The organism is Labilibaculum sp. K2S (genome assembly GCF_030372765.1).
Lineage (GTDB): Bacteria > Bacteroidota > Bacteroidia > Bacteroidales > Marinifilaceae > Labilibaculum.
Genome location: NZ_JAUCMW010000014.1, coordinates 1 through 14,851, shown reverse-complemented (window position 1 = coordinate 14,851; position 14,851 = coordinate 1). Strand labels below are relative to the sequence as shown.

Here is a 14,851-nt window from a genome sequence, read left to right as displayed (position 1 = left end):
CAAGCAAATAGTAAACAGGCAAAAAACAATTTATATGAAGATCAATAATTCCAGGGAAAAAGATATTTAATTGGAATAAATACCCCCAATAGTTAGCTTTGCATTAAATTGATAATGACTTAAGAAGAATAAGAGTTTGAAATATGTCAGAAAATTACAAGTTTTTCCAGAATAAAAAGTGCGAATATTTCCCTTGTCATAAAGTAGAAAACGAAGAAGAGTTTAATTGTTTGTTTTGCTACTGCCCATTATACATGCTAAAAGATAAATGCGGAGGTAATTTTAAATATACAAACGGATTTAAAAATTGCTCTGATTGCACCCTACCGCATACCAAAAACTCACATGAGTATATGATGAGCAAAATGAGTATCGTTTCTAAAATAGGAAGTGAACGGGAGTAATTACAATCTATTCTTTCTCCGACAACAATTTATCATCCGTATTTTTCACCTGATTAAACGTTAACAGCAGTTTGAAATACAAGTTTGAAGTAGCTAGGAGTAGTTCTGTGCAATTTGAGATTACTGCAATTATTAAACTGCATAAAAAATTCAAGTTCTTTGCAAAGGGCAAGAATGAAAGCATCCGTTTTCACCAAACCTGGCTCCAATACAAGGTGCTGAATATGAAAGAGCGATTCTTTTCGGTCCGCTTTACAATCCATTCGTGCAACCAAACTGCCATCCCATAAAATGGGAAGAGAAAAATAACCATACCGACGTTTTGGCTCAGGTACATAACACTCAATCTGATAATTAAAATCAAAAATTGTTTGTATGCGCTTGCGTTGAATCAACAGGTTGTCAAATGGTGACAGTATTTTTAGTTTGCTGCGAGACAGAGGTTTATTCAATAATTCAAGCGAATCCGACAAAGTGTAATAATTATTTTCGCCAACAGCAAGCTGTATCAATTCACCATTCAAATGCATTTCCTGCAAAGTGGCAGAAATAAGAGCTTTGGTGTTTTTCAGTAAATAGACCATTTCAGAGGTTTGTCCCAATCCGTTGGCCTGCAAATAGCGTGTGATTAAAAAACGAGCGTACTCATCCTGCGAAGGCTCTGAAGTATCAATATCCTCAGGAAGTACTCTTTCCGTAAGATCATAAACTTTGTGGAAATTTTGCCGGTAAGGAATCATCAGATCGCCCTGCATAAACAGATATTCCAAAGCACGTTTGGCAGGCTTGCTTGCCCAATCCATTTTCTTTTTACCTGAATACTCAAAATCCTTCGCCATTAAGGGCCCCTCACTGGTAATGCGCTTCAATACCAATTTCATCAACTTCTCATCGCGATCGTACCAATGCTTCTGCTTACCACTTGCAATTTCCTGTTTGCGCACCAAACTGAAACGGTAATCACACATAGGCAAATAAGAAGCTGCATGAGACCAATATTCAAAAACTTTTTTGTCAGCAATCAGTTTCTCGAGATGGGAAGTTTCATAAGAAGGATTTCGATTCCATAATGTATGATGATGAGCCCGCTGAATCACCGAAATGGTATCAATTTGAATATAACCAAGATGCTCAACAGCCAACAGAGTAGCTTCAAGTGCTCTACCTGTCTGCTTTGCCGGAGGTAACTTTTGTGATAGCAACACCAGTTTTCTGGCTTCTTGAATAGAAAGTGTTTCTTTTATTTTGGTCATGTATATCTTCCTTAATCACTGCTGCGGTTCAAAACTTAGTCTGAACTGTTTTGTCATTTAACACAAGCAATATAGCAAACAGAATGCTAAACAAAAATTATCAACACCAATTTAGCAAAATGTGGAACAATGGTGCCCGTAAATATCATTAGCCTGCAAAAAGCAGTGGCAATGGCAGATAAGGTCAGGAAATGTAAATAAGTGTTGGCGAAAGTAGGATAAATCACATGTTAAAAGAGTCGCTGCAAACTAATATTCTCCTATTGCAAGTCCTTTTACACCCCCTTAACACCTTAAAATTCAAGATATTTCACTATCTTTAACAGAGTCCTGTCCTACCTTTAAAAAAAACTCCTATCAAACAGGACAATATCTTGAAATAGTAAAGCTGTTTTAATATTCTTTTAAAAATTACGAAATATGAAATTTGTCTACATCGGGACTTATCCCCCACGAGAGTGTGGAATAGGAAGCTTCACACGCGACCTATACTATTCTATGGCGGGTGACAGTACTAACAATAAAGGATTTATTGTTGCCATAAATAACTCGGATGAAAAATATTCGTATCCGAAAGAAGTAAAACTAACTATTCAGCAGGAAAATAGAAATGAGTATATCGCTGCAGCAAAACACATAAACAATAGCGGAGCGGATGTTTGCATTCTTCAACATGAATTTGGAATTTTTGGCGGACAAAGTGGCATATACATCCTTTCCTTGCTGCACAGCCTTAAAATACATTTGGTAGTTACCCTTCATACCATTAGTAATACTCCATCATACACCGAAAAAGCCATTCTAAAGGAAATATGCAAAATGGCAAATATGGTTGTTGTAATGAATCTAAAAGCAATTGATTTTCTCACAGATATATATGATGTTCCCAGAGAAAAAATTGCATTTATTGAACATGGAGTGCCGGACTTTCATTTTGATCAGAAAAAAGTAAAGAAAGAGTTCAAACTCGAAGAGAAAAAAATCCTTTTAACATTTGGTTTTTTGAGCCGAAATAAGGGCATTGAGGTAGCCATAAAAGCATTGCCAAAGCTCGTTAAAAAGCATCCAAATATTATCTATCTGGTATTAGGGAAAATTCATCCAAGTGTTATGCGCTCTTCGGGCGATGAGTATTTGGTATATCTAAGACAACTTATTAAAGATCTTACCCTTGAAGATCACGTAATAATACCAAACGAGTATGTTCCTCAGGAAGATTTATTTAAATATTTATATGCTTCGGATATTTATATAACACCCTATAACAACGAAGCCCAAATTACAAGTGGCACCTTGTCTTATGCAGTGGGTGCAGGTTCGGCCGTTATCTCGACCCCATACTGGCACGCCACCGAATTATTAGCCAACGGAGTAGGCCGCCTATTTGATTTCCACAACTCGAACCAACTGACAGATATTTTGATTGAGCTGCTGGATGAGCCCGAGACCTTACATGCTCTGCGGAAAAAAGCATATGAATATGGGAGAAATCTAACGTGGCCTAAAACAGGGATTAAATACAATAACCTGATGTTTGATACACTGCAAGACGAAATAGAAATAAAGGAGCAGTCATTTGATATTTTGAATATGCCCCCATTGTCGCTTCGACACATACACCGATTAACTGATGATACCGGAATTATACAACATGCTAAATTTAATATCCCAAATTTAAAAGATGGTTACTGTTTAGATGATAACGCCAGAGCATTATTAATGGCTTTGCTGGCCTATAAGGGAAAAAATAATTACAAGGCTCTCGAATTGTGCCCGATCTATTTGAGCTATATACATTATATGCAAAACGAAGATGGAACATTTCGGAATTTCCTCGGCTTCGATCGTAGTTTTCTTGATGAAGTTGGATCGGAAGATTCTTTTGGAAGAACCATTTGGGCACTAGGCTACTTGCTTAGCAATCCCCCCAATTATTCATATTATCAATCGGGTGAATCCATTTTTAAAAAAGCAGTTCCTGTTTTCGATAAACTAAAATCAATTAGGAGTATTGCCAACACAATAATTGGAATCAGCTATTATTTGAAAAGAAATCCTGCCGATGATTCAATGACCGAGCTGCTAAGCCGTCTGTCAAAAAAGCTGGTTGAAAGTTATGAAACAAACAGTTCGGATAGCTGGAGATGGTTTGAACCATTTTTAACCTATGACAATGCCATGTTGCCACTTGCGTTGCTGCATGCTGCTGAAATACATAATGACGATAAAATTCGTAAAACGGCATTCAGTTCAATGGAGTTTCTGATCAGTAAAACATTTGCCAATGGATATTTATCGATAATTGGAAATGACAGCTGGTACGAAAAAGATGGAAAACGAGCTGTCTTTGCTCAGCAGCCACTTGATGCTATGGCAATGATTTTATTATTTAAGCAAGCTTTTAAATTGACCAAAAACATAGAATATCTGGAAAAATTATTCACATCATACATGTGGTTTCATGGTGAAAATGATTTACGGATAGGTTTGTATGATTCTGAAACGAACGGTTGCTGCGATGGACTGGAAAGTTATGGTGTTAACCGCAATCAAGGTGCAGAAAGCACATTGGCTTATTTAATTTCACACCTAACTGTTCTGCAGGCGCATAAAGATTTCAATAAGGCAAGCTTCATAAAAAAAAGATCACCTGAAAAAATATCGCAGAATTTAATTAACTGAGGTGTTGCTGATAAAGCAATGTGTGCAGGCACCGCTATTTTAGACGAACCAGTGGCTCATTGTGTACACAATCCACACAAACTTTTATAAGCTCATGAAAATAGCTGTATTATCGCCTATTGCATGGAGAACGCCGCCAACAAAATATGGCCCATGGGAACAGGTAGCTTCGAATATCGCCGAAGGGCTTGTTGAAAAAGGAATTGATGTTACCTTGTTTGCAACAGGAAACTCGAATACAAAAGGCAAATTGGAATATGTCTCGGCGACCGCTTATGCGGAAAACAGTACTATTGAACCAAAAGTTTGGGAATGCCTGCACATTAGCAATTTGATGGAGCAGGCGGACAAGTTTGATCTGATACACAATAACTATGATTTTTTACCCCTTAGTTATTCCAAGCTAATTAAAACACCCATGTTAACTACTATTCATGGTTTTTCGTCACCGAAAATTATTCCTGTCTATAAAAAATACAACAAGAATAATTTTTACGTCTCTATTAGCAATTCCGACCGCAGTTCCGAGCTCGATTACATAGCGACTGTTTACAACGGAATAAAATCTTCTGATTTTACTTTCAACCCGAATCCGAAGGAATATTTACTGTTTTTTGGCAGAATTCATCCTGAAAAAGGCACATCCGAATCCATTCAAATAGCTAAGAAAGCTGGAAGGAAACTCATTATGTCGGGTTTAATACAAGACCAGGACTATTTTAACAAGAAGGTAAAACCTTTTATTGATGATGACGCTGTTGTGTATGTTGGCAATTCGAATCCCAAAGAAAGAAATAAACTTTTGGGTGAAGCTTTTGCCCTGCTGCATCCCATAAGCTTTAACGAACCATTCGGATTGAGTGTTGCCGAATCGATGTTGTGCGGAACGCCTGTAATCGCATTCAACAGAGGATCGATGCCGGAATTAATACAGGCCGGCAAATCGGGCTTTTTGGTGAATACAATTGATGAAGCAGTGCTTGCTGTTGATTCAATTAAATGGGTAAGCCGGGCGTATTGTAAAGAATGGGCAGAATTGAAATTTACTCAGGAAAAAATGATAGAAGCTTATTTAGATGTTTATCGGAAAATTTTAGAGTAGTAGTCGCATTTTAATAAAATCACTAAGCAATAAGGCAATACACAAATGGAAAAGACAGTGGAAATCAACAGACTTATTAGTCGGAAAACAATAAAAATAGTGCGCGATACTTCTCGGGTAATTACCCGTGCACAAATACCAGGTGACTTATCGCGCATCGATCATATAATCGATAGGGTTTTAAAGCTTAACGAAGAGGATGCCGAGAAAATAATGCATACTATTTGTGATAAATTCAAGGACAGACACAAAAATATAGAGAGGAAAATAACGGAACACTTTGATAATGTTTCGGAATTTTTACCACACGGCATCACAATCAGTAAAACGAAAAAAAAGCTCATTGGAGCCTGTTTTACAATGGAGTACTCCATTGAATCGGCAGCTCTTTTCAATCCTTCCATGATTCCTCATCCGGATCAAAGTAATTTATCCAAAGGCAGTCTGCGTTTTATAATGAGTTTGCGGGCAACAGGCGAAGGGCACATTTCATCAATCGTTTTTCGCAGTGGTGTCATTAATAAAGATGATTCAATTCTTTTCGATCCGATCAGCGAGTTTGTTGAGACATCAAAAATGCGCCACAACCCGTTTTATGACAGCCATCTGTTTCGACTAAAATTAGAAGATTTAAATGCATGGGACGAAACAAGCAGCCGGGTAATGGAACAAATACCCGACCGGTTTACTTTTCAGGAGTTAAAAGTAAGTATTGGTGTACTTCACATGGATCCGGACTTTAGCTGTAACCATAAAGTAATTAACACTTTATTTTGGTTGGCGAATTCGAACTACAACATACAGTTTGATAAGAGTTGCGGGATTTCGGAGCGCGTGATATTTCCCTATTCGGAAAACGAAAACAGAGGTATTGAAGATGCCCGGTTTGTTCAATTTTATCATGACACGGACGAATACATATACTATGCAACCTACACAGCTTACAATGGGGTGAGTATCCTTCCGCAGCTAATAGAGACAAAAGATTTTCTCAATTTTAATGTTATTACTTTAAATGGCAAAGCTGTGCAAAACAAAGGAATGGCATTGTTTCCCCGCAAAATAAAAGGAAAATATGTAATGCTGTCGCGCCAGGACGGAGAAAACAATCACATCATGTTTTCGGATCATCTGCATTTTTGGCAGGAATCAAAAATTATACAAGAACCTACAAAACCATGGGAGATTATACAAATAGGAAATTGCGGATCGCCCATTGAAATTGATGAAGGCTGGCTTGTGCTTACTCATGGCGTGGGACCCATGCGTCAATATTCCATAGGTGCTATCCTGCTCGATTTGGATGATCCTACAAAAGTAATTGCACAACTTGAAGAACCATTACTCACACCCAACGAAGAAGAACGTGAAGGCTATGTACCGAATGTTATCTATTCGTGTGGAGGCATACTTCGCAATCATCAATTAGTTATTCCTTATGCCATGTCTGATATATCATCGGGTATTGCAACTATCGATTTAAGCGACCTGCTCTCCTGCATGAAATTTCAGAAGCAAGAGGATAAACCCTAAATCCCCTAAAGTGAACTTCAAAAAAAAATAGTTGCCTCTAATCTCCAAAAAGAAGACTTCTTCCTAAAAACTCCTCACAATAAGCCCCTTTGGGGTAATTGACGTTCGGCTTGAAGTATTTACCACGTGGTTTTACTCAAGTTTGGTCGTCGAGAGCAGTTTGCCAACGGAAAACTTTACCTATTGATGATCGAGAGGACATTGCCGCATGGTTTTGTTCAAATTTGATCGTCGAGAGTATTTTGCCGCGTGGTTTTACCCAAGTCTACTCGTCGAGAGCAGTTTGCCGCATGGCTTTTAGTCAACTTTAATCGCTGAGAGCATTCTGCCAACAGAAATTCCAGTTTCCAACTTGCTAGATGACAGTTTGCCAACAAATTTTATATCAGAAAACGAACTAATACCAACTAATATCTAAAATTACATAACAGGCATAAAACAGAGACGTCACAAATGTGCATGCTTAGGACACTTTTTGATGGGTTAGCTCCTTAGTGGGGGAATGAAGTATTTATAAAGGAACGCAATACAATCGGGCATCAACAGGGGCAGGTACTGCTATCCCCTGTTATTCCTTTTTAGTTTTCATTGTCATCTGAGGTGACAAATTCAAAGGCTTCGTCTAATTGGGAAATATCAAAATATCGTTCATGTCTCCCTTTGCTTGCTCTCTCAAAAAACAAATTATCAATGGGAACTAAAGCCTTTAATACTCTAGAATGAGCCACTATTGCCATATGTCCAATTTTTTTGTAGTGACGTAAAGCCCAAATAGTATCTTCCATAAATGCCTTTACGCTACTGCGGCTTACTTTCAGCTCATCTAATTTTACCAGCACATTCACCTGCTCAAACCCTTCATCCAGTTTTTCCTGAAAGAATTTTTGACAAAATTTTCCATCCGTTTCTGTGAACCCATCAACAACTTCTATTGCGAGCACATTTCCTTTAATCGTTTTTAATTGTTCTATCATTTTTTCCCTTTTTAAGTATTTATTGCTTTTAACTTATTTTATAATTGGACATAACAATTATGAATGTGTATGTACACTTATACATCTCATAGAGCAGTGTGCCATCCGAATAGACTAGTAATGTTCACATACTATGATGATAATCTATAAAAACAGCACTAATATTCTTACTAAGGTATTAAATCTAAACTAAGATTCATACTGTCAAATCTACCAGATAAAACAAAATTGGAGAGAATTGGTGATGTAAATAAGCTTTGGAAATCTAACCAAGCTTATCCTTTAGTATAACTCAGACATAATCTTGTCGGAGTTATTTTAATGCCAACATATTTGTAACAGTTTGAAACCTGACAAAAAGCACGCAAATAGGCTTATGTCCTGATTTTAACACCCTTATTTGTCCCTGCTTAAGATAGTTAAAACAGCATCTGCCGATGTTTCACATATTTTGTATATCTCCCTTTTATCTTTCCTATTGTAAGCTCATGATTATTACTGATCATTTTGAAATGCTTAAAAAGAAAGTTTACGGAAAACAGGCACAATAATCAATTCTGAGAACCCCTGATCCAACAGTTTCAATATAAAATTTTTAGCTTCCTTACGCCCATAAAAATAATTAAACCGAACTTTATACAATCCTTCTTCATACTCAATAACTACAGTTTTATCTGAAATACCAGCCAAACGATATTGTAAAGCCAAGGCATTGGATTGCTTCAAAAAGGCACCAAGTTGTACAGCAAACACACCTCTGGTTATAAGTTCAATATTATTGATTTTACGATACTCTTCAACAAAAACAGTAAACACATCAGAATATCCCATTGCAACCAATTTTGGAACCAATAAGTCGGCTTTCTTTCTGCTTTCTACCCCAGCTATTATGAGCTTATAAATATCACCTTCAAAAACAATCACAGCTGAATAACCCAAAGATTCTTGAAGTTGCTTTTGAACGGCCACCGCATGAGCCTTAAGCTCAAACTCACCCACTTGAACCAAACAAGCATCTCTATCAGTATTTTTGACAAGCATTTCTTCTTCCTCAGCTGTTACAATTGATATGGACGTATCGCGTACAGGGTTTTGAAGCACCAACTCAAGTCCATCGACATAATCGCCATCTACTTTACGTTTAATTGTAAATGGCAAAATATCAGGCATCGCAATCAAGTTTAATTTTTGCAATTGAGCACTATCAACACGTACCGTATACGACCCGACTGGTAATCCCAAATAGCTAAAATAACCATCAACTTCGGTAAGAGTACGAGCAATACGTATGGAGTCGCTATTGTAAAAATTTACAATAATACGTCCGATCCCATTCTGTTTTTCACCATCGCGGTGATAAACTGTTCCAGCCACTTCCCCAACCACCGAAACAGGAATTTCAACCCGTTTAAAATAATTAGGTATTACTTCAATGCTAAGAATTTTCTTTTCAATTTTCCATCCAATATTGTTGAAACTATTGGGGTCAATCTGAACCGTGTAGTTTCTATAAGGTTCCATATTAACGACACGAATGATGGTATCTCGATCCATATTTACCCTGGAGCAACCTTTAATTTTGAGTTTTAATCCCCAGGTTTTTGGCTCCCCCTTATCATGATGACCATTGCAATTGTAATCCAAAAAAGGCAGGAAAATGATACCTCCCTTACCAACTGTATTCCGGTTACTTGTCCCTAAATACTTTGTTGAACGATCATACATGAGGCTTCCCCGGGCCGATTGAGAAAAGCTGATTTTGTTATTACTGCGTCGGGCTGAAACAGACGCACTCCCAAAAGAAAAATCATAACGCAAGCCAATTTGTGCTGTACTAGTCTCACTCGTTAGATTGTAATTGTATGAAATATCGAGATAAGCTTTTTTAAATACCTTTTTCTGAAGAGTAGCGCTCACAAATACTAACTCATTCTGAGAATAATTGTATTGAAGACGGGGTGAAAAAGTACAAGCAGATGGCAACCCGAAAGCCATTGAAAGATTACTGGAAACGTTAACCTGAGAACCATTTGAAAACATCGCATTGGTTTTCAAATTCGTATTGGCTCCAAAAATAGATCCTGAAAACATGATCTCAGCTCTGGTACTTTTACCCGAGGGGTAAATCATCTGATTTAAGGCGAGACGTGAGTAGGCTGAGAAGTTCGGAGTTCGGATTGGGAGAGACAGACTTAGTTTTCGCTCTTCGAGCGTATTCGTATTTATCGCAATCTGATCTTTTACATAGCGCGTATAATCCACAACCAAATTCAAATTAGAGACTCCCTGGTAACTCAGTCTGCCGACAGAACTCACTCCATGGTTATATTCACCCAAAAACAATAACCCTGAGGCAATCCTAAGTGAAAAATTAGCAAAAGGGATACTTTCTGCTGAATTTGGAGAGGACAGATATTCCATCCCACCACCAAATGTGATAGACCGACTTACCCCATAATTGAATTTAGCCCTTGTAAACCGGCTCTGCTCACCATCCTGAAGCACGCCAGCCTGCAGGCTATATTGAAATTCATTTTGTGGAAGAAAATTTAAAGGAATACTAATCGTCTCCTCTTTGGTACGTTCTTCTCCCCAGGGACCATAAAAACGGAGTCTTAATTCGGTATTCCCATACATCAAAGGCACATTGAAAGAATAGAAGCCTGAGGCATCAGCTTTCGCGTAATCAATCATTCTATTATTCACGTAAAGTTCCACAATCCAGTTTGGCTCCGTGAAATCACTCAAAGTGTAGGAGCCAAAAGACCGTCGTTGGGTTGTAGGTGTATTGGTCAATTGCACACCCACAACAGAGGCGGTTATGGATGAAATTGATTGCCGGGATATTTTTCCGGCTCTCACTTGCCTCATAAGCTTAAGCTTATTATTCACAAAGTGCCATTGGTAATACTGCTTATTCAAAGAGAAATTTGAATTTGGGGTATAATTGAGACGTAAATTGGTTTCTCCTCCCGCAATCATCGATCCTAGAGCCAGATGTAAGTTTTCACTGCTCATTCCCTGCAGGTCCTGGTTGGCAGCAATAGACCAATCAGCCATGCCCAATTTAAACAAGGGGTAATCCCGCTTAATAATTGTATCCGGGCTAATTTCGCCTTTCAGTCCATCTCTGTTTTTGCGCATGGCTTCCATACGGAGCAGACGAATTAGAGGCAGGTCGAGTTCGGTTTTCATTTTTACCGAGAGACTCCGAAAATTAAATTTGCAGTCTAAGCCAAATACTTTCCCGAAATAATCGAGTTTCAGGTATAAATTGTCTGCAGTCCGAATCAAATCTGTGGGCTTCAGATCAAAGCGTTTATCCTGATATTGAATTTGGTAATTTTTGGCATCTACAATGTAAGTCGCCTCTTCCTTAATAATAAAACCTTCTACAGAATCTAATCGAGGTGTGGGAATATTTTTAATCTTAAGAAAATCGAAAACATCAGTAAGTGACAGATAAGCTTGTTGTTCGTAAATAGCTGCAGGAATCTCAGCTCCATCTATCCCTTTCACATTAAAATAAATTGAAATTTCATCGTATTCGGTTGCTACCTGTCCTAAAGTACACTGAGGCAATAGGATAAATAAACAGCTTACAAGAGCCCATAAAGCAAAAGTTAGTCTACCTCTTTTGAAAGAAGTGACATATAAATTTTTAACTTTCATTTAAACTTTATCTGCTTTAAAGGTGTTTACTCCTGTATAAAAGTGACTTCGAATGAGCCACTGTAATCTCCCGAAGGATTTACTTGTGGATTTTCCACAGTCAGAATGCCACCCATACTAACTTGTATCCGACCTGAAGGAGGGACGATAACCGGAAAACCGGGGTCAGAGACACCTACCTGAAGACTTATGGAACCGCCATTACTGCGAGACATGCTGGTGTCAGAACCTTTGATAATGGATATCAGCATTCCGGGATCAGCCTCTACCTCGAAAATTGCAGGATAATACGAAAATCCTGAAATATTGGCCTCTATGATGTCGCCACTAAACAGTCGTGTACCATCTGGCGAAACTGTGACAGCTCCTCCTAAACTCCCCTGAAAGAAGGCTCCAAAACTAATGTTTTGAATGGTTACAACAGAGAGTGTAACTGATGGCTCCTGAGCTATTAAGGACAAATGACTCAATAGAAAAAGTAAGCCTCCGCAAATAAATTTACATAAGCGATTGCGCCTGAAGGCAAGTGTCATGAAGATTCTCTTGTGTAGAATGATTAGTGCAGGTTCAGTTCTGCTTCGCAAAGCACACCTCCTTTATCAGCTTTTTGCCTGCTGTACACCAAATGTAATTTCCCTTTTGTATAATCGATTCCGTCCTGATTGTCAAGTTTCATTGAAAAAGTTCGAGCCAAAGTCGGCGAATAAACGGCAAATCCTTTTACAAGCCCAATTTGACTTAACTTCCCTTCCGGCGAAATATAATCAACCCGAATATCTCCATAAACCGACATATTCCCAGTACGGTCAAATTTTAATTTTAGCTTGAAAGTCTGATCTTCGTCCCGAATAAGTTCCAAATTCGAAAGGCTCACTTGAGCGGTAGATTCTCCCCTGCGGATAATCACGGGAATAGTGATTCCAAAAACAGGCGTCAAACTAACGGAGAGTCCTTTAGCTTTGCTTCGGTCTTCTTTCTCGCCAAGTGGCTTTTTTTGAGGCACGCTTCGAAAATAGATATGGGAACGGTATTCCCCTGACTGTAATTGATTGATCTTGGTGAGTTGCATTTTTACAAGCTGAGCTTCATTAGGGGCAAGGGTTACACGGCGTGGAAAAAAACGAAGGTTGTCACTGGCAAAATTCTGCCCCATATCAGGCTGAGTGATTTCCACAAATTCTCCTCCTTCCGTCATTCTGATTTGTTTGAATGAAATATTGTAAGTGGCAGTATCCTTTCCCGTATTGGCCAGATTCAATTCCTGCATTCTTTTCTTTCCCTCAAAAACTACTCTTCGTGGCGTAATCAACAGGTTACCTTGTGCCATAACTTTTCCTGAAGAAAAAAGAGATAATACGATTAAGAAAAAAGAAAAAAAAATTGCCTTTTTTATGGCTATTGGTGTCTGGAATAATCCGACTACTCTCATAATTGTATTGTTGAAGAAACAAGCCAAATTTTATGGCTAACAAAAGAAACAGGTTTAAAAAACAAGTTACGCCTTAAATAGTCTTCAGGGAAAATACAACTTTTAGCTGTATTTTCACATGAAGATTAATTTATTAGTTATAGTTTACTGTTACATCAAAATCAGAAGCAGTGGTATACACTTCAGCTACCTGATCTGTTCCAAGAGAAAGAGTCCCTCCAATGTAAAGTGTTTCAGAACCTTCTGCTAATACACCTGCAGTTTTTTCGACATTACAAGTTAGAGCAACACTCATATCTATACCTGTAGCACCTGCAAGAGAAATAGTTGCCGGATACTCAAGAGTATAAGTATAATCAGTAGCTCCGGTAACAGTAAATTCAGCGGCAGTTGGAGTAACTATACCATAATTTGGTAAAGTAACTAACGGCGAGTGGGAAGCATTAGCCACAGCAGCAGCATCTAACGTGACTGTTTGGCCAGCAGCAAGTGGTTGTACTACAATATTTCCAAAAACCATATCAGTATTCTTTACAATAGCAATTGGTGCAATAATAGTAGCAGTAGCAGAAGCAGAAGCCGTTGCATTGGCTTGTGCAAAAGAGCTGGTTGCAAATCCAAACATCGTGATTGCAACAGCGAAAACTTTAGTTAAATTTTTCATTTTATTTTTTAAGTTATTAATTTCTTGAAGATTTGCTTTTCGTTCCGGATCAGAAAGCAACATTATTATTTTGACAAAAATGTATTATTCGTTGACGAACGGTACAATGGTATACAATTAAAATTAGTATTCATAGAAATATATTACCTAAATATGCAAAATCAAGATAACTAAATGATAATAAATTGGTTAAACCACAATAAATACATTTGTTTGAATAGGATTTAAAGGATTAAAAAAAAACCACTTTATCCTGATTATCGTCCCAAATCCTATTGTTAGTACTTCCTATTCATTTGGTTGCAGGCTTTTACCATTTACAGTAAGAAAACAATAGATAAATAGGGTAAATACCGGAAAGAAAAATGCTTATTTAGTCACTAAACGTCATTTTTCAGGTATAGCTCCCCAGAACACGAACTCCTTCGAACCCAATGAAAAAATAATCCATATTCATATTACGACAAATCAGATCCCTCCCAAAAGATATAATTAGGATCTAATTTGAAAGAAGTGTAAAGTGAGAAAAGGTTTTGTCTTACAACGTGGCAGAAATACAATGTCTCTGCACAAAAGACTATTACTATTCACAACATTATCAGCTAAGCCTCAAGTACTTTAAAACTCCAAAAACCAGCTTGTATTCACATTCAGAATAGCACCAACATTCAGAGATAATTTAATGTTGAATAGCAAAATTAGAAAACACAAGAGTCCAGATAGGGCTACGTATACACCCCGCAAATAATTGACTACAAAAAACAACGACTGAATCCATTTCTCCTATGTAGCCCAACTAATACCACTTTGGCAAAACACCTACGGTTTTAAGGCCAATTTTATAAATCAGTGTCTGAGAAGTATTATTAATCATTAGCTAGATAACTGCAAGGGTTCTTTGCCTGTACTATTAGTTTTCCAAGCATTAAGGACTTTTCTTTAAACCAACTACAGCTAACCCATTTTTATATCGTTATTCAGTTAATAACACTTAAATATTACAATAACGCCAAATGGGTAGTAAGATAATTACATGGATATTTCTTGTCTGCATCTTCGATCCAATTAGAGGAAATAAGTGGTCACTAGTGTCCCATTAAAATATAAAAAAGTTCTTTGAAAAAATTGAAATTTAGTT

The 14,851-nt window shown here is 37.6% G+C and carries 10 protein-coding genes; 4 read left to right on the top strand and 6 right to left on the bottom strand.

Features of this window, described 5'->3' with window-relative positions; all coding sequences use genetic code 11:
- Positions 1-143 precede the first annotated feature (143 nt).
- On the top strand, positions 144-404 hold the full coding sequence (locus tag QUH73_RS20925; RefSeq protein WP_442913419.1) for a cysteine-rich small domain-containing protein: 261 nt from the start codon (positions 144-146) through the stop codon (positions 402-404).
- Between the two features lie 53 nt (positions 405-457).
- On the opposite strand, the gene QUH73_RS14680 is transcribed toward QUH73_RS20925, so the two are convergent.
- Positions 458-1,657 (bottom strand): winged helix-turn-helix domain-containing protein, encoded by a 1,200-nt coding sequence (locus tag QUH73_RS14680; protein WP_289531192.1) that lies wholly within the window; start codon positions 1,655-1,657, stop codon positions 458-460.
- A 420-nt stretch (positions 1,658-2,077) separates the two neighbouring features.
- Here QUH73_RS14680 and QUH73_RS14675 point away from each other — a divergent pair, with 420 nt between their 5' ends.
- The 3 genes from QUH73_RS14675 (at position 2,078) to QUH73_RS14665 (ending at position 6,974) form a co-directional block, all read left to right on the top strand.
- Positions 2,078-4,339, top strand: a complete 2,262-nt coding sequence (locus QUH73_RS14675) for a glycosyltransferase family 4 protein (RefSeq protein ID WP_289531191.1) — start codon at positions 2,078-2,080, stop codon at positions 4,337-4,339.
- A gap of 94 nt (positions 4,340-4,433) precedes the next feature.
- Positions 4,434-5,441, top strand: coding sequence for a glycosyltransferase family 4 protein (locus QUH73_RS14670; RefSeq protein WP_289531190.1), 1,008 nt, complete (start codon positions 4,434-4,436; stop codon positions 5,439-5,441).
- Between the two features lie 45 nt (positions 5,442-5,486).
- A complete protein-coding gene (locus tag QUH73_RS14665) occupies positions 5,487-6,974 on the top strand; it encodes a glycoside hydrolase family 130 protein (protein ID WP_289531189.1) in 1,488 nt (495 codons plus the stop codon).
- Between the two features lie 578 nt (positions 6,975-7,552).
- On the opposite strand, the gene QUH73_RS14660 is transcribed toward QUH73_RS14665, so the two are convergent.
- The 5 genes from QUH73_RS14660 to QUH73_RS14640 form a co-directional block, all read right to left on the bottom strand.
- A complete protein-coding gene (locus QUH73_RS14660; protein WP_289531188.1) occupies positions 7,553-7,948 on the bottom strand; it encodes an STAS/SEC14 domain-containing protein in 396 nt (131 codons plus the stop codon).
- 516 nt (positions 7,949-8,464) lie between these two features.
- Positions 8,465-11,620 (bottom strand): SPOR domain-containing protein, encoded by a 3,156-nt coding sequence (locus QUH73_RS14655; RefSeq protein ID WP_289531187.1) that lies wholly within the window; start codon positions 11,618-11,620, stop codon positions 8,465-8,467.
- Positions 11,621-11,646: 26 nt separating this feature from the next.
- Complete coding sequence (locus tag QUH73_RS14650; protein WP_289531186.1) at positions 11,647-12,153, bottom strand: DUF4402 domain-containing protein; 507 nt, start codon at positions 12,151-12,153, stop codon at positions 11,647-11,649.
- A gap of 23 nt (positions 12,154-12,176) precedes the next feature.
- Positions 12,177-13,049, bottom strand: a complete 873-nt coding sequence (locus QUH73_RS14645) for a fimbrial biogenesis chaperone (RefSeq protein ID WP_289531184.1) — start codon at positions 13,047-13,049, stop codon at positions 12,177-12,179.
- Positions 13,050-13,182: 133 nt separating this feature from the next.
- Positions 13,183-13,713: a DUF4402 domain-containing protein gene (locus QUH73_RS14640; protein WP_289531183.1), complete on the bottom strand. Its 531-nt coding sequence runs from the start codon at positions 13,711-13,713 to the stop codon at positions 13,183-13,185.
- Between the last annotated feature and the right edge of the window lie 1,138 nt (positions 13,714-14,851).